This is a genomic window from Paenibacillus sp. JT22N15, assembly GCF_059383755.1.
Genome location: NZ_JBXENV010000015.1, coordinates 161,147 through 182,146, shown reverse-complemented (window position 1 = coordinate 182,146; position 21,000 = coordinate 161,147). Strand labels below are relative to the sequence as shown.

The 21,000-nt window shown below is 51.1% G+C and carries 15 protein-coding genes; all 15 read left to right on the top strand.

What is annotated here, in order from left to right; all coding sequences use genetic code 11:
* Window positions 1–4 precede the first annotated feature (4 nt).
* The 15 genes from AC50X8_RS26030 (at window position 5) to AC50X8_RS25960 (ending at window position 20,905) form a co-directional block, all read left to right on the top strand.
* Window positions 5–403: a F0F1 ATP synthase subunit epsilon gene (locus tag AC50X8_RS26030; protein WP_099518194.1), complete on the top strand. Its 399-nt coding sequence runs from the start codon at window positions 5–7 to the stop codon at window positions 401–403.
* Between the two features lie 88 nt (window positions 404–491).
* The gene (locus AC50X8_RS26025; protein WP_056036787.1) at window positions 492–1,277 is read left to right on the top strand and encodes a tyrosine-protein phosphatase; all 786 of its coding nucleotides are present in this window, start codon (window positions 492–494) and stop codon (window positions 1,275–1,277) included.
* Between the two features lie 234 nt (window positions 1,278–1,511).
* Window positions 1,512–3,740, top strand: coding sequence for a methyl-accepting chemotaxis protein (locus tag AC50X8_RS26020; RefSeq protein WP_494882400.1), 2,229 nt, complete (start codon window positions 1,512–1,514; stop codon window positions 3,738–3,740).
* Window positions 3,741–4,078: 338 nt separating this feature from the next.
* On the top strand, window positions 4,079–4,735 hold the full coding sequence (locus AC50X8_RS26015) for an NADH-quinone oxidoreductase subunit K (RefSeq protein ID WP_056036794.1): 657 nt from the start codon (window positions 4,079–4,081) through the stop codon (window positions 4,733–4,735).
* A 27-nt stretch (window positions 4,736–4,762) separates the two neighbouring features.
* A complete protein-coding gene (locus AC50X8_RS26010) occupies window positions 4,763–6,628 on the top strand; it encodes an NADH-quinone oxidoreductase subunit 5 family protein (RefSeq protein WP_056036797.1) in 1,866 nt (621 codons plus the stop codon).
* Between the two features lies 1 nt (window position 6,629).
* The gene (locus tag AC50X8_RS26005; RefSeq protein WP_494882398.1) at window positions 6,630–8,267 is read left to right on the top strand and encodes a complex I subunit 4 family protein; all 1,638 of its coding nucleotides are present in this window, start codon (window positions 6,630–6,632) and stop codon (window positions 8,265–8,267) included.
* A 4-nt stretch (window positions 8,268–8,271) separates the two neighbouring features.
* Window positions 8,272–9,786 carry an NADH-quinone oxidoreductase subunit N gene (locus AC50X8_RS26000; RefSeq protein ID WP_494882396.1) on the top strand — a complete coding sequence of 505 codons (1,515 nt, stop codon included), beginning with the start codon at window positions 8,272–8,274 and terminating at the stop codon, window positions 9,784–9,786.
* A gap of 418 nt (window positions 9,787–10,204) precedes the next feature.
* Window positions 10,205–12,745, top strand: a complete 2,541-nt coding sequence (locus tag AC50X8_RS25995; RefSeq protein ID WP_494882394.1) for a S8 family peptidase — start codon at window positions 10,205–10,207, stop codon at window positions 12,743–12,745.
* Window positions 12,746–12,814: 69 nt separating this feature from the next.
* Window positions 12,815–13,081 carry a DUF1146 domain-containing protein gene (locus AC50X8_RS25990; protein ID WP_494882392.1) on the top strand — a complete coding sequence of 89 codons (267 nt, stop codon included), beginning with the start codon at window positions 12,815–12,817 and terminating at the stop codon, window positions 13,079–13,081.
* Between the two features lie 311 nt (window positions 13,082–13,392).
* The gene (gene murA / locus AC50X8_RS25985) at window positions 13,393–14,829 is read left to right on the top strand and encodes a UDP-N-acetylglucosamine 1-carboxyvinyltransferase (protein WP_056036811.1); all 1,437 of its coding nucleotides are present in this window, start codon (window positions 13,393–13,395) and stop codon (window positions 14,827–14,829) included.
* Window positions 14,830–15,084: 255 nt separating this feature from the next.
* Window positions 15,085–16,062 carry a LacI family DNA-binding transcriptional regulator gene (locus AC50X8_RS25980; protein WP_056036814.1) on the top strand — a complete coding sequence of 326 codons (978 nt, stop codon included), beginning with the start codon at window positions 15,085–15,087 and terminating at the stop codon, window positions 16,060–16,062.
* 177 nt (window positions 16,063–16,239) lie between these two features.
* Window positions 16,240–17,583 carry an ABC transporter substrate-binding protein gene (locus tag AC50X8_RS25975; RefSeq protein WP_056036816.1) on the top strand — a complete coding sequence of 448 codons (1,344 nt, stop codon included), beginning with the start codon at window positions 16,240–16,242 and terminating at the stop codon, window positions 17,581–17,583.
* Window positions 17,584–17,686: 103 nt separating this feature from the next.
* On the top strand, window positions 17,687–18,571 hold the full coding sequence (locus AC50X8_RS25970; RefSeq protein WP_056036819.1) for a carbohydrate ABC transporter permease: 885 nt from the start codon (window positions 17,687–17,689) through the stop codon (window positions 18,569–18,571).
* Window positions 18,571–19,398: a carbohydrate ABC transporter permease gene (locus tag AC50X8_RS25965; RefSeq protein ID WP_056036821.1), complete on the top strand. Its 828-nt coding sequence runs from the start codon at window positions 18,571–18,573 to the stop codon at window positions 19,396–19,398. The genes AC50X8_RS25970 and AC50X8_RS25965 overlap by 1 nt, the downstream gene beginning before the upstream one ends.
* A 25-nt stretch (window positions 19,399–19,423) precedes the next feature.
* The gene (locus AC50X8_RS25960) at window positions 19,424–20,905 is read left to right on the top strand and encodes a glycoside hydrolase family 32 protein (RefSeq protein WP_081418856.1); all 1,482 of its coding nucleotides are present in this window, start codon (window positions 19,424–19,426) and stop codon (window positions 20,903–20,905) included.
* The last annotated feature ends 95 nt before the right edge of the window (window positions 20,906–21,000 follow it).

Genomic DNA, 21,000 nt, shown 5'->3' with positions numbered 1-21,000 from the left:
CCACATGAGTACCTTTTTGGTAGAAGTCGTTACTCCTGAGCGTAAAGTGTACGCGGAGAATGCGAATATGATTAGTGTAAAAGGTGTTGAAGGTGAGCTTGGCATATTGCCAAACCACATTCCACTCGTAACACAGCTTCGTATTGCACCAGTTGTAATCAAGCGCGATGGAAAAGTTGATGTAATTGCTGTAAATGGTGGTTTTATCGAGGTTCGTAAAGATAAAATCGTTATTTTGGCGGAAAGTGCCGAGCTTGCGACCGATATTGATGTTGATCGTGCGAAGGCAGCGAAAGCACGCGCGGAGCAGCTTCTGTCTGCCAAACGCGATGAGATCGATTTCCGCCGTGCGGAGCTTGCTTTGCAGCGTGCAATGAACCGTATTGGCATAGCGCATAAATAATATTTGATACCCAAACACCGTTAATGTCCTGTAAGAGGCGTTAGCGGTGTTTTTTGTAAATAAAACAGCAGGAGAGGAGCCCCCCACTATGATTGATATTCATACACATATTCTTCCCGGTATTGATGATGGTGCGGCCCGCCTGGAGGATTCGCTTGCGCTGGCAAGAGCGGCTGCTGCCGAGGGAATCAGAACCATTATCGCTACCCCCCATCACCATAACGGTCGTTATGTGAATCCGGCTCAAGTTGTAGAAGAGCTGACCCGTACGCTCAATAAGCAACTTCAGGAGCTGAATATTCCGATTGTCGTACATGCCGGTCAGGAGGTTCGGCTGCACCGGGAGCTGCTCGACCACTTTCAGGAAGGAAGCTTGCTGACGCTAGCGGGTTCATCCTACATGCTGCTGGAGCTGCCATCCTCCCATATTCCGAAAAATACGGAGCAGACCGTCTATGAGCTTGGACTGCTTGGCATTCATGTGGTTATCGCTCATCCAGAGCGGAACGCAGCCATCATTCAGCAGCCTGAGCGGCTGGCAGAGCTTGTTCGTTTGGGGGCATTTGGCCAAGTGACGAGCCATTCCTTGCTTGGCGCTTTCGGCAAGACGGTAGAGCGGGCTTCATGGAAGCTGTGTGAAGCGGGCCTCATTCATCTTGTGTCCTCTGATGCGCATCATGTGGAGCGCAGAGGATTTAGGTTGAAGGAAGCTTATGACCGGATACAGAAAGTTATGGGCACGGAGTGGTCGGACTATTTTCAGCAAAATGCTGCTTCGCTGTTAAGGGGCGATGCTCTTGCTGATGCACCAGAGTGGCAAGGCGGGGCAGTGGCAAACCGCTGGCAAGCTTTGAAAGCTTTTTTCAAGAAATAAGCGGATTTTCGTTTATCCATATCAAATGAGCCTTTTGAACTAATCATTCAATTTAATGAGTAAACCAATCAATTGTACGGAATTCGTACAGATGATTGGTTTTTTTCACTCATATCACATTTAAATCAACATTTTTGGTTATAAAAGCTAACATTCTCCTAGGAAAACGGTTCAAATGTATGTTAATATACTTTACATACAAGAAAATTAAGGAAGGGCATAGGGGGAGTGCGTATGTTTGATTGGCTAGGTACAAGGACGGGGTTTCCACTGTGGGTATCATGGAAGCTCAATTCTGGCATTAAGGAAGATGTCGAGCACATTTTCGAAGGTGTTGCAGATACTCGCAAAGAGCTGCTGCTGCAATGGGCGGATGAGTATTGGGGGCATATGGAGCGCCTGTCGAATCAATTATCGGATGGCCTATCCGCATTGCAAGCTGCTGCATTCTCTAAAGAACAGCAGAAGTGGATAGCTCCTTTGCTCGAACGATCCTATGCGAGGGGTATGGATTTTACGGAGCTGTTCCTCCTAGACAACCACAATCATGTAGCTCACTCCACCTATCCCACACATATAGGCACACATTATGGAGAGGGCAGCGCGCTGTCTCCGGGCATGCAGTTTTCCCAAAAAGGCGATTCAGCAGGCAAACGCTGTTTTTTTGGTCCTTACGAAGACGGAATTACACTCAAGCTAGGGGCCCGAACCTCCTCTTTTCACGACAAAATGACAATTATGTTCATGCAGCCGCTGCTTGTGAATGGCAGCCGTGTCGGCACCTTATGCGGGAGAGTGCCTAATGATGTGCTGGGCGATTTGATCCAGCGCGAGTCAGGACATGTATATCCGGATTCGGGCGATAATTATTTGTTTATGGCCGAGCCTAGTTTGCAGCGTAATATCGTACCCGGTACAGCGTTATCCCGCAGCCGCTTTGAGGACCGTACGTTCACCCATGGCGAAAATTTAAAGGATGGCGTAACGACAGACTGGGGTACCGTGTCGATTAAGGAGCATACCGAGTTGGAAATTGTTTTTACCGATCCAGCAACGGGAGAGCTGCATCCTGGCGTCGCAGGAACCATTCGCAATGGCAGCAATTTGTTCGTTCAGTTTCCTGGCTACTCGGACTATCGCCATATTGCCGTCATCGGCAAAGGCGTCACCTTCCGAATGCCGCATTGCCCTGATCTATGGGGGATGATGTGCGAGGGCGATCTGGAAGAGGTGTATCGGCTGCGCAGTATTGGCTGGCGGCAGCGCAAGCTGCAAATGTATGCAGCGCTGCTGCAAAGCGTTCTAACGTTTCTGCTTGCTTCTCTAGTCATCGGTTATATGCCGCTATGGGGAGCAGCAGCTGTGCTTGGCGGATTTAATTTGCTGTTCGGTGTTTTGTTTGCGATGTCGGTGCAGCGCAAGGAATCGCAGCGGGTAACTGGGCATCTAGAGCGGATCAACCGATTTATTCGCATTAATGCCGAGGGGAAAGGTGATTTGACCCAGCGGCTGTCGACGAAAGAGTTCGATTGCGACGAGACGCAGGAGCTGGCAAAATGGATTAACAATATGATCGATTCACTCGAAGGCATTATGCTGCAGGTGAAGCTCACCGCTGCCGAGGTGCTGAGCAGCCAGTCCGTCATGAATGAGTCGTCTGCCCATACCGCCTTGTCAACGGAGCGTGTAGGCAGCAAGGTGGGCCATATGATTGGCAGCATTCGTCACCAGTTGAAGGATATCGACAAGGCAAAAAATGCTGCGGGTGAAATGCGCGATACGCTATCTGTACTGGAGCGCCAAGCGGCCGAGCAAATTGCGGTGGCGCAAAGCGAGGTTGGCCGCATTGGGGAGAAGATGCAGCATATTTCCACCAAGGTAGAAGATACGAACGGTACGATTCGCAAGTTCATGAAGACGGTTGAAGAAATTCGCGATGTGCTTCAAGTGATTGAGGAGATATCGTCGCAAACCAATTTGCTGGCACTTAATGCTTCTATTGAAGCGGCGCGTGTTGGTGAGCAGGGCCGAGGCTTCGCGGTCGTTGCTTCCGAAATCCGCAAGCTGGCGGAGTTGACGAAGAAATCGACAGAGGAAGTGCACGGCATTACGCGGCAAATTTATTCAGAAGCCGAGCAGGCTTATCATTCAATGGACGAGGGTACGAAGGTTGTAGAAGAGGGTACTGATCTCGTTGCTGCAGCAGCCCGCACACTTCAATCGGCGCAGGCGGACGATCAGCGCAAAACGCAGGTTGTAGAGGAAGTGGTAAAACTGATGGAGCAAATTGCCGAAGTCAGCTTGCAAAACCGCTCGGTTTCCTCTGATGTGGAAGGACAAGTGCAGGAGTTGATTGTGGAGATGGACAACGTTCGCCATACCTCAACGAATGTCGAATCTATTACAATGCTGCTTCAACAGCTCGTGGGCCAATTCAAATTAACAGAGTCTAGAGTCAGATAGTGGCCCAGAGCGTCCCAATAACAGAATAGTAGAGTGGAAAAAGGCTTGCGAATCGCGGTTTCCAGCGGTTTGGCAGGCCTTTTTGCTAGGGGTGCACCTAAAACTCCATCATAGACGGTAGTGGGAGCATTTGTTATAATTGTAACTATTATTAGATTAGAAAAGCAGCAAAATTCAACCCTTTTTCATCGGATAGTTGAAGGTGACGCCAAAGGGACGATAACGCCAGGTTAAGCAGGCATGCATTGGCGAGGCAAATCCCTTTTTTTACAAGGACCGACGCTTATGATTAGCTCGGTCCTTTTGTGTTAAACTTAGGAGAGGGAGAGTGCGGTTCATTGTTTAATGGATGGTTTACGGCAGAAACAACCGCGTTCTTCCTTTATTCGGCCCTTGTTGTGACGGGCTCTATCATTATGATTCATGCCAGAATGCTGCCTAGGCTGGCTCTGGGCGTAGTGTTGACGATTATTGGAAATTCAGGGCTGCTCGTCCGGCTGGATGCCGGTCTGATTGCGCTTTTTCAGGCACTTCTATATGTGGGAACAATGGGAATTTTGCTAGGGTCAGAAATTAGGAGGCATTCGGAAATAGGCCGGCATAACCGGTCGATTGGAATCGCTTCCCGGGAAATGGCAGCTGCTGCAGGCATTCCGTTTTTGCTCGCTATTCTGATGTGTGTCATTGTTAAGATGCCCTATTCTGGCGAAGAAATGCCGCTGCTCCCTGCCCATTTGATGACGGCGGCGACGCTGATGGCTATTGGTGTGTACGGGGCAATTGTCAAAAGAAATTCATTGGTGGCCTTGTTGTGTGTAAGTATCATTTTATGCGGAGCCCAGTTGAACATTGCTGCTTTAAGCTTATATGTGCAAGGAATAGCAGAAGGGCTTCGAACGCTTCCTTTGGTAGTTTTTTTCGCGCAGGCTTCAATTGGAGCGGCCGTATTAATTGTATTATACAAACGAGACTCCACCACCTCTAATCATGAATAATAGTTAAACAGGAGGTGATCGTAGCAGATGCAAATGTATGCTGAGGCTGCTTTTCTTATTCCGCTGCTGCCGCTAGCTTCTTTTTTGATCCTGCTGGCGCTTGGCCGAGGGTCTCATTCTGCTGGCGCCTGGGTTGGAACAGGAGGCGCTGCTGCCTCGCTGCTGTTGTCGCTTCTGGTATGGATTGAGCGATTCCGCTATAGGGCAGTCGATTATAATGATAGCTTTAACTGGATTTCGATAGATCGCCTTACGCTGCGAATTGGATTTGAGGTTACCAGTATGAGCGCACTGCTGCTGGTAGGTGTCAGCTTGCTGAGCGTATTGGTTCATATTTATGCCGCTGGTTATATGAAGAAGGATGAACGCTTGACGGTGTTCTACAGTTATATGTCCTTATTCACCTTCTCGCTGCTGGCACTAACTCTCGCAGATAACGTACTGGCGTTTTATTTGTTCTGGGAGCTTGCCTCCGTTAGTCTATTTTTATTGTTTGGTTTCTGGTACGCGAAGAGCGCGGCGCGTGCGGCTGCCAAGAAAGCTTTTATAATGATGCGTTTAGCGAGTGCGGGATTGCTGCTTGCAACGCTGATGCTGTTCTGGTTTATGCCGGAGCATGCGCTTGATTTTGCTGCTATACATAACGTATTTGAAGGGCAATCTGGTGCGATTGCGAAAAATATAACGGCATTGATCGCAAGCTTGCTGCTGCTTGCGGCGGCAGGAATGGCTGCGCAGTTTCCGCTCTACGCTTGGCTGAGCAGTGCTGAGCAGGCTCCTGCTCCAGCGAGCGCGCTGCTGCAAGGAGCAGGCATGATGACAGGAGCGCTGCTTCTGTCCAAAACGACAGAAATCTTCCAATCGGCTCCAGCCGTAACGGACGCAGCGCTCTATATTGGCGCTGCGACAGCGCTCTATGCTGCTGCAAGGGCGCTAATGGAGCGGAATGTGAAGAAAATATTGATCTATTCGACGATCAGCCAGCTAGGTATCGTTCAGCTTTCGCTCGCCCTAGGGGCCGCCACAAGCAGCATGCTTTATGTGCTGGTCCATGCAATTTGCAAAACGCTGCTTGTACTGGCAGCAGGTCAACTATTGAAGGCAGTTGGAACAGCGGATATAGGGAGCATGGGTGGTTTGCGCAAGCAAATGCCGCTTGCAGCGTGGACGTTTTTCATTGGCGGCCTGGCTTTATGCGGCATTCCCCCGCTCACGGGCTTTTGGCTGCAGCAGTCGATTTGGGCGGAAGCATCAGAGCGGCATCTATTGTGGCTGGCTGCGATGATGCTTGTACTGCTTTTGACCGCGGCTTACATGTCCCGCATGTATTTTCTTATATTTGAAGGGAAGCCGCGTTCAACTGCAACGGCCGTGCTTGATCAAGGCCATAAGCGTTCGCGCCTTATGAGCTATTCGGTAATTGCGCTTGCCGCGATCGTTGTCCTTTCAAGCTTCTTTCAATTGGTCTGGGGCAGCTTGCCTGAACGATGGCTCGATGGGGAAGCGGTTGGCGCGCAAGGCAATATGTCCTTAGGATTAATGCTGGCCGCTACTGCAATCCTTATAGGCGGCGCTTGGCTCGGATGGCTGAAAAACAAACGTGAGGCGAGCGCGATGCGCTCTGACCCAAATCAGCTGAAGGATGCTTCTGCTGGATGGGCAGCAGGCAAAGCGAGTGCGATCAAGCAGCCGTTTGCCGCTGCTGGTGAGGCATTAGCGGCGATTGAACATGCGATGGGCATGCCGCTCCAGCTGGCGGCTCGACTGTTGTATGCGATGGGGAGGCTGGCTGTTAGCTGGAGCCTTCGCAGTACGATTCGAGGAATGGGACTAGCGATCATTTTTGGACTGGTCATCACGATCATCATCATGGCTGCAAAGGGGGAGTGGTAAAATGGCATTTTTGACAGAGCTGCCGCTTTTGTCTTTAATGTGGCTGGCCCCTGCTGCCGGCATGCTGCTTATCCTGCTCACGCCATCCGGTCAAGGAAGAGCGATGCAGACGCTTGCCGTGCTTGCGGCACTGCTTCCGCTGCTTTTCGCCGCTTTTTTATATGCGACATTTAATCAACAGCAAGGGGGCGGCGCTTATACGGAGCAGTATCCGTGGATTGAGGTCCCGCTCCCTTTTGCTTCAACTGTGGGACAAGTATATAGCGAAGCAAAATTATCCTTTTCCTACACGGTTGCGGTAGACGGGCTCTCGCTGCCGTTGCTGCTTGCCGCCGCGCTGGTGACGGGGCTCGCTGCTGTAACTGCTGTTCAGCTTAGGAAGCGGCGCAAAGCGTTTTATTTTTGGCTGCTGTGGCTGGAAGCTTCACTGCTGGGGCTTTTTATCGCCAGGGATGTTTTGCTGTTTATCGTATTTTTACAGGCCGCGCTGGTCGCGCTTTATTTTCTGCTGGGCATATGGGGCAATCCGGACGGTGAGCGGACGGCGAATCGGCTATTGGCTGGGGCAGGGCTAGGTTCTATGCTGTTGCTTGTCGTATTTCTCATTTTGACCTGTACGGCGGGCCTTCGTGTTGAAAAGGCTGGCGAGCAGCTCCAGGCGGTATACAGCGGAGGATACGGCGGAATCGCCCGTGGACTGCTTGCAGGAGAGATGGCAATGAGCCAAGAGGTGCCGGATGTGAGAGCGGCTGCCGCAGCGCCATTGTCCGAAGGTGTGAAGATGGCGCTGTTTATTTTGCAGCTCATCGGCTTCGGGTTGTTTATGCCGCTTCTGCCATTTCATACATGGCTGATGAAAGCGCAGGCCAGCGCACCAATACCGGTCGTGATGATTATTTCGGGTCTGCTTCCGGCTGCCGGGGCGTATGGACTGCTGCGCTATGGCGTATTTTTGTTTCCAGAGCAAGCGGAGAAAATGGCCCCGGCTCTCGCTGTTCTCGGTATTATTCAGCTTCTGTACGGAGCTTTGCTGGCTCTGCGCCAGACGGATATGAGGCAGCTGCTTGCTTATGCCTCACTTAGCCAAATGGGATTGATTTGGCTTGGCATTGCCGCCTTTAATGAGACAGGGCTGCAGGGGACGATCTTTCAGCTCATGGCGGGCAGCTTATGCTTTGCCCTGTTATGGCTCGTTGTCGGCAGCTTGCAGGAGCGAGCTAAAACAACGGCAATTTCCGAGCTTGGCGGCTTGGCCCGCTCGCTTCCGTTTATTTGCGGCATACTCATGGCCGCGGGGTTGTCGCTTATCGGCATTCCCGGCTTGGCTGGCTTTCCCGGGATTTTACTGTCGCTGCTCGGCTTATTCGATTCGCTGCCATGGCTCGCTGCTGCCGCAATACCGGGAATCGTACTCACTGCCGCTTATATGCTGCGAGGCCTGCTGAGCGTAAGCTTCGGGCCGATTGATGAGCGGCATGCGGCTTTCAAGGATGCCCGCCTTATTGAGGCGGCACCGATGATTATATTGCTTGCTTTTATCGTGCTGCTCGGCTGCTTTCCGTCATTTTTGACCGATACGGTGCAGCAAAGCATTACGGGGCTTTATAGTCAATTGCTGGCAGGCAGGATGGAGGGATGAGCTCATGACAAATAGAGAAGCGCTGGGATCGCAGTTTTGGTTAGGTACGGTGCAGCTAATTCCTGAGCTGCTCCTCCTTTTGCTGCTGATTACACTTGCTGCTGGCCTCCGGTTTCGCTTGTGGCACCAAGCGGGATTGGCGTCAGGCTGGTTGACACTGCCATGGCTGGTCGTCGTATTTACAGCGGCCTTATGGCGGATGGCAGCGAACGGCACAGAAGCGGCGATAGCGATTGCCAAGGGCAGACAGTCAGGCGGAGTCGCGGGAATCCCCTATCTGGGCTTGAATGCGGAAAGCTTCATGTTTTTGCTGGCAATTGCGGGAGCTATCGTAGTGGTGCTGCTCAGTCTGGGAGAAGAGCGGGAGCAGCGTATTAACGATTATTTATATATTCCTGCTGCGCTGCTTGGCATACGTTTGCTGCTTGCGCCTTCCAATCTTATTACGCTCTATATGGGAATTGAGCTATTTAGTTTGGCGGCATTGAGCCTGGTTTTGACTACGTTGAACAAGCGGCATAAGCATTTGTCTCGGCCTGAGCGCCCGGCAGTGCGCTTCTCGGCCCGTTCTGGCGTTGGAACTGCCCTGCTGCTGTTCGGCATGTCTTATATTTATGGCTTGACTGGCGATATGGACTTAGCTGCTATTCGGGCATCCATTTCTGATATGCAGTCGTATGCTTCGCTTGTATACTTGGCCATTTTGCTAATGGCATGCGGTTTGGGCGTAAAAGTGGCGGCTCTGCCATTTAGCATTTGGATGTCCAACGAGAATGGTAAAAACACGGGCTTTCCTTATACGGCTGGCGCGATGTTTCTGGTGGTAGCAGGCCAAGGCGCAGCCGCGGCTGCATTGTATCATCTGCTCCATGAAACGGAGATAGTCCAGCTATTGGGTTTAAACAGCGCCTATATCGGCTTGCAGGCGATTGCGGCCTGCCAAATTGCTTGGGGCACAGTCGCGATGCTGAGGCAAAAGCAGGCTGCTAACCTATTAGGCTGGGCGAGCGTCATCAACAGCGGCTATTTGCTTGTTCCGGTCGCACTTAGTCTTGCACCCGCTCATAGCAGTTTATTCGCACCGCTCGGCTATCAATTCGCTGTGTATATGCTGGCGATGTTTGGAGCTGCAGCTATTTTGGCAGCTGTTCGGGAAGCGACAGGGCATGGAAAGCTCAGCGGACTGGCTGGTTTGTATCATCGGTCGCCTTGGCTTGCGGCAGCGATGGCTGTTTTCGTGCTGTCGCTTGCAGGCCTGCCGCTAACGGGTGGCTTTTTTGCCAAAGTGTATATATGGCTGGGCAGCGCTGCGGCAGAGGCATATTGGCTGCTGGGCGTCATGGCCGCATGCAGCCTCGTTGCCGCGTATGCTTATTTCGGCTTCATCCGGCAAATGTTCATGAGAACGGGCAGCAACGAGCGTGCGCTTTCGCTTCCGCTTGCTGCATCTTTAGGCATTGCTATTTGCGCCGTCGGACTTGTCGTGTTGGGCTTGTTCCCAGGCTTGCTGATGAAGTAAACACCACCCTGATTGGAAGGAACCCAATAGGGTAAGAAAACAATATGGCATCAGAAAGCTGGGCCTTTGGTCGCTATCTTATGCCGGAACAAGGACAAGCCTGCTCCAAGCGCGAAAGTTAATGGGAGAGTTAGCAGATACAACGGTATGCGAATGAGAGAGTTAGCAGATACAATGGCAAGCGACAGAATAAGGTACGAGGGAATATGAAGCCAAGTGATGATGTAGGTAGGGATAAGTAAACGGAATTAAGTACGAATGTAAGTGCGGAAGTTAAGTGCGGATGTAAATGCGAGAATTACACGAATGGTAATTACGAATGCCAAGTGCAGATGATAAGGTACAAATGTTAAGTACGAATGTAAAGCAAGAATAAAAAGCTCTAGAAAAATACGAATGCAAAGGCAGAATAAATAACATGAAGTTTAATCATGGTAGGTTCCGCAGTTTGCGCCGCCAGCTTGCTGCGCTGCTGGCGGTTATGTTGCTCTGCGGCGTTGTATCCGCCGCAGAGCCTTGGGCGGCGGAGCGTATTGACGCCGCCCCAAGTGCAAAAGAGGAGCCGCCGCAAAGCTGGCTCCTCAAATGGAGCGACCCCGCGCAAGCAGCTGAGCTGCGCGGGACGCTCGTGATCCGCCGCCAGGCTGAGGCGGCGGTCGATGTCGTACGTCCGGCCGAAGCATCGGCGGACGTCGAAGCATGGCTGCGCCGGCTGCGAAGCACGCCGGGCGTCGAATACGTGTACCCGAATGGACGGGTACACGCCTTAGAGCTGTCCGCCGCACAGCAGGCGGACGACAGCCCTCCAGCCGAGGCTGCCTACGGCGAGGCCTCAGCCCTCACAGCCGCCGCCGCGAAGGCAGCGGCGGCCAGCGATCCCGAGCTTGCGAAGCAAAGCTATCTCAAGCAGATTGGCGCGCTAGCCGCTTGGAAAACCGTGCGCGAGCAAACCGCGCTGACGATCGCGATTGTCGATACGGGCATCGATCTCGACCATCCCGATCTCAAAAAAAATCTAGTCCCCGGCATCAACTTGATCGACACGGATACGCCGCCTGAGGACAATAACGGCCACGGGACAAGCGTGGCCGGAGTAATTGCCGCTTCCGGCAACAATGGCATTGGCGTATCCGGCATTTTGTGGAAGGCGAAGCTGATGCCGATTAAAGCGCTTGATCATAATGGCGATGGGACAGAGCAGGATTTGGGCGAAGCGATTTTGTACGCGGTGCGCAAGCAGGCCAAGATCGTCGTGCTCTCTGTGGGATTATATCGTTATTCTCCTTATATGCAGGACATTGTAAATTATGCAGAGAGCAAAGGGGTGCTGCTGGTAGCAGCAGCGGGCAATGATGGACAGACGCTCGGAAGTATGGCAGCTGTAAAATACCCCGCCGCCTATTCGACGGTGCTGGCAGTTGGCGGCGTAAAAGCGGACAGTTCGCCAGATTTGCGTTCGAATCCCGGTACGGAGCTGGATTTGTCAGCAGCTTGGAACGTTTATACGACAGCGCTAGGCGGTAGCTACAAGAAGGAAGAGGGCACGTCGATGGCCGCACCTCAGGTAGCAGCAGCGGCGGCACTCATCTGGGCCCGTTATCCGAAGCTCAAAACGTATCAAGTCAGGGAGCTGCTGCGCCAAACGACGCGCAACATTGGCGAGTCGGGCTTCGATAATCGCACAGGCTATGGGCTGCTGCAAATCGATAAAGCGCTGAGCACACCTCTTATAGCAGATGGTTTTGAGCCGAATGATACGAGGGGCACAGCTGCCTTTCTCCCCTTGAATAAGCAAATATCTGCCGTACTCAATACGGGCAAGGATATCGACTGGTATACCGTGGAGGCGCCATATGACGGCAAGCTCACGATGAAGTACCAATCACTGACTGAATCAGGGGCTGCTCTTCCCCCTATTCGGCTGCTGCATTATGTGAACGGTGTCCAGAAAAATACTTATACGACGAAGCTTGCCAGCGGCAATGCCGAGTTCACGGTAAAGAAAGGGACGCAAAAAATAGGCGTCCAGTTCATGAACAGCGATAACGGGACCCGTCAGCCCTATTTGCTGGACTCCTCTTTTATTATGAAACCTGATGCTTATGAATCGAATAACCAGACATACGAAGCGTTCGCTTTGTCGCCGCGCAGCCAGACGGTAGTGGGCAATTTCCATCAGAAGGCGGATCGCGACTGGTATGCGATTACCTTCAAGCAAAGCGGCACGCTGCGGCTTGCCTTGGAGGGGAATACGGCGCGAATCGACCCGGGCCTTGCCGTTCAGCGGGCCGGACAGTCGCTTCGAACCTATGATGAGGAGTCGGAGGGCCAGGCAGAAATATCGCCAACATTGACAGTAACACCCGGGAAATATTATATTCGTGTGCATAATGCTATTTCGTCTGAGGCCAGCCCCGTCATTGGGCAATATACGCTGAAAATCAATTATGTGCCGAAATACGATGATCCCAATGAGCCGAATAATCAATATTACGAAGGCTTGAGCATACGCAGCGGCACAGAATATGTAGGGGTCATTGACAGCAGCACCGATGTCGATTGGTTCCAGCTGCGCCTCACCCGAGCGAGCCAAATTGATTTGCAAGTGTTTAATGTTCCTTCAGGAAAGGTAATGCAAGTCATAGCATACGATAAAAAGCAGCAGCAGCTTTTTACACAGAAAACAGGCAGCACAGGCAAGCTGGATGTGAAAAACAAGCGGCTTCCTGCGGGTGTTTATTATTTTAAACTGACAGCCAATGAGCCCTTCGACAAGCAATATTACCGTTTCAAGGTAACGGTCAAAACGGCCTTTGCCAGCGCTCCTGGGATTGCAGAGCAACAGCTTCCGGCCAGCGAAGCGGGAGGCAATGAAGCACGCCGCATGTTTAAAGTGGAGGACCCTGCCGTGGAAAGCAGTGGAGAGCCATTTGCAAAAGAGCGGCTGCTCGTGCAGTAGTTGAGTAAATGAGCAATCAAGCGGCATACCGGAACTTAAGGCGAAAAAAAGGAGGCAGCTGGAGCACAGATGGGTTTGACTCAGGATATGTTGAACAATATGCAGACAGCCACAGGAGTAACGGGGCTGTTCTCCATCGTTGTAACGCTCGTTAGCATTGTACTTATATGGTTTATTATGCAGGAGATAAAATGGGAAGCGTTTTTTGCGTTTCCCCGCAGCCCCAAGGCTCGCATGTTTCAGGCGGTTCTTGCGATCATACTTGGGCACGCTTTTGCCAGCTTCATTTTGGATTACTGGTCTTGGACGACAATGCTGAAGAGTTTTGTCGAATAACGAGAGCGGAATATGTTAACAATGGGTAGTACATGACGGACTTAAAATCCCGCCTGCTTCCGAACGCTATACAAGTGCGGGAATTTTGTTCCAGTATCAGGCAGGGCAACACCTAAAAGCATCGTTCAGCATAGGATGTTAGGGTCAGGATCGGGCTGCTTTAAATGCTGCGGTTACATGGAAATTTAAAGCTTGTCGATTAGTGTAGATAAGTGTTAATATGGAGTTTGGATTAAGACGGGAATTTTTCACTTTTAAACAATAATTTTAAAGCGAGAGACAGAAATTCAGTTCGCGGAGGGAACCATAAGATGACCAAAATTATCGTCCGCGGAGGCAAGCGTTTATCGGGAACGGTACGTGTCAGCGGTGCAAAAAATGCAGTACTCCCCATTCTAGCAGCCTCTTTACTTGCGACGGAAGGAGACAGCGTCATCTGTGACGTTCCCCTCCTCGACGATGTCATGACTATACAGAAGGTATTGGCATCATTAGGCGCAACGATATCGTATCAAGATACAACAATGAGAATTTCGGCGGGAACGATTGCTTCTTACGAGGCGCCTTATGAGCTGATTCGCAAAATGCGTGCTTCCTTCCTTGTTATGGGACCACTGCTTGCACGGATTGGCAAGGTGCGTATTTCGCTTCCGGGCGGCTGCGCGATTGGAACACGTCCGATTGATCAGCATTTGAAAGGCTTCGAAGCGATGGGAGCGGAAATTACGCTCGGACACGGCTTCATTGAAGCAAGCACAAGCACGCGTCTCAAGGGCGCAAAAATATATCTCGATGTAGCAAGCGTAGGCGCTACTGAGAACATTATGATGGCTGCTGCACTCGCAGAAGGCACAACACTGCTTGAAAATGCTGCAAAGGAACCGGAAATCGTCGACCTCGCTAATTATTTGAATGCGATGGGCGCGAAGGTTCGCGGCGCAGGCACAGGCCTCATTCGCATCGAAGGCGTTGAAAGCTTGCACGGTGTGACGCATCATGTTATTCCTGACCGTGTAGAAGCGGGCACTTATATGATTGCTGCAGCGATTACAGGCGGCGACGTGTTTGTAGAAGGAGCAATTGGCGATCATTTGACACCGGTCATTTCCAAGCTGCAAGAGATGGGCGTGGAGGTGCTGGAGTCGGATAACGGCATTCGGGTTAAAGCGGACCATCCGCTGAAATCGGTAGACGTGAAGACGTTGCCGCACCCGGGCTTCCCGACGGATATGCAATCGCAAATGATGGCGCTGCTGCTCGTATCCGAGGGTACGTCGGTCGTAACCGAAACGGTATTTGAGAATCGCTTCATGCATGTGGAAGAATTCCAGAAGATGAATGCACATATTAAGATCGAAGGCCGTTCCGCTATCGTTAGCGGAAATATGCCGCTAACTGGCGCGAAAGTATGTGCGACGGACCTGCGTGCAGGAGCAGCCTTGATCTGTGCAGCATTGCGTGCTGATGGCGAGACGGAAGTAACGGGTATCCACCACGTAGATCGCGGTTATGTAGATATTACAGGCAAACTGGCTTCGCTTGGAGCGCTTATTCACCGCGTTGAAGCGGAGGAGGAAGAGAAGCAGGCGGCTGTTGTGGAAAATGTACTTCAAGCTAAAGTGGTCGCTGCTGTAGAACAAGCGAAGGAAACGGCCGCTGTTATCGCAGCAGTTGAGCTGGATTCGGCTTCAAGCTTCAAGCGTGAGAAGGAAGCAACGGTTTTGAAGGTTCAGCCTACTTGGGCGTAACCATTTTAATAAGCATAAGAGCAGAGCTGTTTGCAGACGCGCCGGATGGGGCGATGTGAACGGCTCTTTTTTTGAAATTAAAGCCTTATAAGCTGCTCTTTTGTACCCGCGTTTCTATTTTCTCCGTTATACGAGCGTTGCCATCCATAACGGGCAGCGCCGTTTGCATTTTAAATATAAAGATTGTTTTCGTGTGGTATGATGAAAGCATAATTTGTAAGCGTATAACTTTCTGGATAATGAGAAGGAGATTTTATGGCTACTATTCATGATGTCGCGAAGAAGGCGAAAGTATCGGTTACGACGGTCTCCCGCGTATTAAACAACAGGGGGTATATTAGCGAGACGACTCGCAATAAGGTGTTCCAGACGATGAAGGAGCTGAATTATCAGCCGAACGAGCTGGCGCGTTCTTTGCTGCGCAAGCAGTCCAATGTGATCGGGCTCATTATTCCAAATGTGGCGCATCCTTTCTTCGCTGAGCTGGCCAGCTATGTTGAACGTTATGCCTACGAGAACGGCTATAAAATTATGCTCTGCAACTCGCATCTTGATCCTGTGAAGGAGAAGGAATACATCGATATGCTCAAGCGCAACCGGGTAGACGGCATTATTATGGGCAGCCATACGCTTGAGGTTAAGGAGTACAAGGAGCTGCATTCCCCGATTGTGACGATAGACCGGCAGATTAGCGAGGAAATCCCGTTTATTTCATCGGACAATTACGAGGGTGGCAGGCTCGCGGCACAGCTGCTTGTAGACAAAGGGTGCAGAAAAATTGCGCATATTTGCGGGAATTTAGAGCTTCAGCTGCTGGCGAACCAGCGAACGGCTGCCTTTCGTGACGTGATGGCGGAAAATGAGATTGAGCCAATTATCATCCAGACGGATATGAACGTATTCGACGAGCAGCAGTACGAGCAGATTATGAGCCGTCTGTTCGCGGAGCATCCTGATATCGATGGTTTGTTTGCGACAAGCGATATTATCGCTTCCTTCGCGGTGAAGGAATGCCGCAAGGCGGACAAGTCTATTCCGGAGCAGATCAAAATAGTAGGCTATGATGATGTGAGCGCGGCCAATTGGATAACGCCGGCGCTAACGACGATTCGCCAGCCGATTGCCGAAATCGGGCGGATCGCGGTTGATTCAATCATCCGGCAAATGAACGATGAGCCGCTGGAGCACCGGTATGTTTTGGATGTCGAGCTGGTGGAGCGCCTGACGACTTAGGAACAGCTGAAATCCCTTATACAGCAAGGGATTTTTATTTTTATTATTGAATGTCAATCGTTTGACATGTCAAACGATTGACATATTTTTTGACACCGACTATAATACGTTATGAAAGCGGTTTATAAATCGGTTCCAGCATAGAATATTTATCATTTAGAATCGGGGGACGAACGAATGAAATCTTGGAAAAGCTTGCAGGCTCTGCTCGTATCTTTAGTGATGGTTATGGTCGTAACAGCGTGCGGAGGAAATGCCGGCTCAACACCTGCAGATTCATCCACAGCTGAAGGCAGCGCAAATAGTGGAAGTGCTTCAGGAGAGGTGAAAATTACGCTGCTGAATTCCAAAGGGGAAATTCAAACGCAGCTTGAAGATGCAGCGAAAGCGTTTAAAGAGGATTATCCGAATATTACGCTGGAAATCATTCCGGTTCCGGCAGGACAGTCGCCATTCGAGAAAGCATCCGCGCTGTATGCGGCGAACAGCCCGTCGACGATTACGATGCTGGATACAGGGGATGTCGAGAAGTTCAAAGATCGCCTCCTCGATCTGAGCGGGGAAAAATGGATGTCCGACAAGGTCGACGGCAGCACGGATCTGACAACCTTCGATGGCAAAAACTATGCGTTCCCGCTTTCAATTGAAGGCTACGGTTTTATTTACAACAAAGCGGTCGTAGACAAAGCGGTTGGTGGCAGCTTCGATCCGGCAACCATTACGACGACACAGGCACTGGAAGATTTGTTTAAAAAGATCGAAGCCTCCGGTACTGGCGCGCTCATCGTCTCGCCAATGGATTGGTCGCTTGCAGCCCACTACCTTCCGCTCGCTTATGCTGGACAATCAGCAGATAAAGCGGTGGTAAACCAGTTTATTACTGATCTGAAGGCTGGCAGCGTAGATCTTTCGTCCAACAGCGTATTTAACGGCCTCATGGATACGTTCGACATCATGAAGGAGCATAACATCGATAAAGCTTCGCCGCTCGCAGGCACCTATGAGAAGGGTCCTGAGGTGCTGGGCAAAGGCGAGGTTGGCATCTGGTTCCAGGGCAACTGGGCTTGGCCGCAAATCAGCAGCTTTGATACGGCGAGCGGCGCATATGGCTTCCTGCCAGTGCCGATCAGCAATAACCCGGATGATTTCGGCAATACGCAAATTTCCGCAGCTGTCTCGAAACGCCTTGTTCTAGACAAAGAGAAAAGTACGCCAGAGCAGCAGTCGGCAGCAAAAACGTTCCTGGAGTGGATGGTCTACAAAGAGAAAGGCCAAGACTTCCTGATCAATAAAGCGAACATCGTGCCTGCGTTCAAAAACATTACACTGGAGCCGCAAGACCCGCTCGCTAAGTCGATTGGGGCCTATATCACTGGAGGTAAAATCGAGGAATCGATGAGTGCGCTCCCGGCGGATCACTGGAGCAAGGTAGGCGCTTCGATGCAAAAATATTTGGCTGGAGCAGCTGACCGCGCCACGCTTGCCAAGGAAATTCAGGAATACTGGACGACTGTAAAGTAGCGTGAACTAGACGACAAACAACAGCTTAGAAGAGGATGCGATGGACAGGCCTGCATGACTTGTCCATCGCTTCGCTTCCATGAAACGTTAGTGAGGGATTACGATGATATCGGAAAAAGGACTTTGGAGCCGTCTTCGGCTGCGGCTATTGTTCACCGGGCCTACTCTGTTTGCTTTTGCCACCGTCATGATAGTACCGTTTTTGTACGGGATTTATTTAACCTTTACGAATTGGGATGGCATTTCCACGACGAGTACGATGGTCGGTTTCGAAAACTATGCCTACGTATGGAAAGACGCGGTATTTTGGAAGTCATTTTATTTGACGCTTAAATATGTGTTTATCAGTGTGGCGCTCGTCAATGTGGTGGCCTTTTTGCTAGCCTATTTTTTATCAAGCGGCTTGAAGGGCCAGAGCTTTTTTCGGGCCGGATTTTTCATTCCAAATTTGGTCGGCGGCATTGTGCTTGGATTTGTATGGCAATTTATTTTCTCGAACGTACTTGTATCGATTGGACAAAAAGCAGGCATCTCCGTATTCGGCACGTCCTGGCTCGCTGATCCGGATAAAGCATTTTTGGCGCTTATAATTGTAACGGTGTGGCAATATGCTGGTTATATGATGGTTATTTATGTGGCGGGTCTCATGAATGTGCCGAAGGACATTATGGAGGCGGCCAGCATTGATGGGGCAACGGCATTCCGCAAGCTGCGGACGATGATTTTGCCGCTGATGGTGCCATCTTTTATCGTATGTGTATTTTTATCGCTGCAGCGCACGTTTATGGTTTACGATTTGAACCTGACGCTGACAAAGGGCGGACCGTTCAAAAGCACGGAAATGGTCTCGATGCATGTGTATGAGAAAGCGTTCCTCTCAAGAGATTATGGGGTAGGGCAGGCGGAAGCGCTTGTACTGTTCCTGCTCGTAGCGGGCATTACGCTATTGCAAGTGTATTTCAGCAAGAAGCTGGAGGTGGAGGCCTGATGAAGCGCTGGAAAGCCTCTATGGAATGGAGCAAGTTTATTGTTTTGCTGGTTGGCCTTGTGGCCTTCGTCTTTCCATTTATTTTGCTAATCGTCAATTCCTTTAAGGAAAATAAAGCGATCACCGCTTCGCCGCTTTCTCTGCCTGACAGCTTCAATCTGGCGAATTACGAGTCGGCGTTTACGAAAATGAATTATGTATCCGCGTTTACGAACACGGTTATCATTACGGTGTTGAGCGTATTGCTTATCTCGGTGCTTGCGGCCATGACAGCCCATTTCTTTGTGCGAAACCAAAGCAAATTTAATCAATATACGTTTTTCCTGATGGTAGCAGCGATGATTATCCCGTTCCAGGCGATTATGATTCCGCTTGTGAAGGTGTATGGCAATCTGCATTTGCTGGATAACAAGTGGACGCTGATTTATATGTATCTCGGCTTTGGAAGCCCGCTTGCGGTGTTCATTTATCACGGTTTTGTGAAAAGCATTCCGGCGGAGCTGGAGGAGGCCGCAATGATTGATGGCTGCACGCGGACACAGACGTTTTTCCGCATTGTGTTCCCTGTACTCGCACCAACGTCGGTGACAATTGCGATTTTGAATGTATTATGGATCTGGAACGACTTCCTGCTTCCATCGCTTGTGCTGACCTCTTCGGAGCAGCGTACGCTGCCGCTCTCGACCTTTTATTTCTATGGCACTTATACCGTCGATTACGGGCCGCTGATGGCAGGACTGCTGCTAACTATTTTACCGATACTCGTCGTCTATTTGTTCGCACAGAAATTTATTATTCAAGGCGTCATGCAAGGCTCCATTAAATAAACGCGTAAGAATAGGATGATTGATCATGTTGTATACGCTCGACAATGCCGAGCAGTTTGTGGCGGAAAGAAAGCATCTGCTGCGGCCTCAGTACCGTCTTGGCTATCATTTGATGGCGGAGTTTGGCTGGATGAACGATCCGAACGGCTTTATTTTTCATAATGGGCATTATCATTTATTTTATCAATATTATCCGTACCAGCCGGTATGGGGACCGATGCATTGGGGCCATGCGATCAGCCGCGATTTGGTTTCATGGGAGTATGCGCCGGTTGCGCTCGCTCCAGACCAGCCGTATGACAGTGGGGGCTGCTTCTCTGGAAGCGCGATTGTCCATGAAGGCAAGCTTCATCTTATGTATACGGGGCATGTCGTGACAGGGCCGAATGGGGATACGGACTATTATCAGACGCAAAATATAGCGGTATCAGATGATGGCCGGGCATTCGCTAAGCTGGCGAGCAATCCGGTGCTGGGGCTGGAGCAAATTCCGGCTGGAGCGAGCCGCAAAGATTTTCGTGATCCGAAGGTGTTTGAGCGTGACGGCTCCTATTATACAGTCATCGGCTCGAATGATGGTGCAGGGCATGGCTTGATTTTGCTCTACCGTTCACAGAATCTCGTGAATTGGACCTTTGTTGGCGAGATGGCGCGCAGCGATGGACAGATGGGCGACAATTGGGAATGCCCGGATTTGTTCCCGCTAGGGGACTATGATGTACTGATGATGTCGCCGCAGCGGATGCCAGCACAAGGCGACAACTATCGTAATTTGCATTCCACCACTTATATGGTAGGAAAATTAAATACGGAGACAGGGTTATTCTCGTATGACGGCTATGAGCCGATTGATTACGGCTTTGATTTTTATGCGCCGCAGACAGCGCTGGACTCGCAAGGACGGCGCATTGTCATCGGCTGGATGGAAACGTGGGAGCAGGAAATTCCGACCCAGCTCGGACATTATTGGGCCGGGGCGATGACGCTGCCGCGTGAAGCTGTGCTGCGCAGCAGCGATAGAAAGCTGCTGTTTCAGCCGCTGGAAGAGCTGAAGGCGTACCGCCGTGACGGTTTTGAGCTGAGGGAGTTGGAGCTTGCGGGGGAGCAGCTGCTCGCTGTCCGGGGAGATTGCTATGAGCTTGAAGTGGTGCTCCGTATCGGCAGCGCCCGTGAGCTTGGCTTGAAGCTGCGGACGAATGGGGCGGGAGAAGAGACTGTACTTGCTTATCATGCGGAAGAAGGGCTGTTCCGCTTCAATCGGGATTGTTCCGGTATCGGGCAAGGCGGCGAAAGAAGGACGGCCATTGCACTTGCGGAAGGCGGCGAGCTTTCGCTGCGCATTTTCGTCGATCAGTCGTCGGTGGAGGTGTTTCTCCAAGGCGGGGAAAAAGTGATGACCGGACGTATTTACCCGGGCGAAGCCTCGACAGGCATTGCCGCCTTCGCCTCGGGCGGAACGGGTACACTCGTTTCATTTAAAAAATGGGATATTGAACGCCAGCTTTAATGCGGCTTCAATGCCGCTTCCTTATAAGCGAGGGTAACATCGCGGCTAGTTTAGAGCGGCGCTGGAAACGTGAGCGTGACTGGCGCATGCCAGGT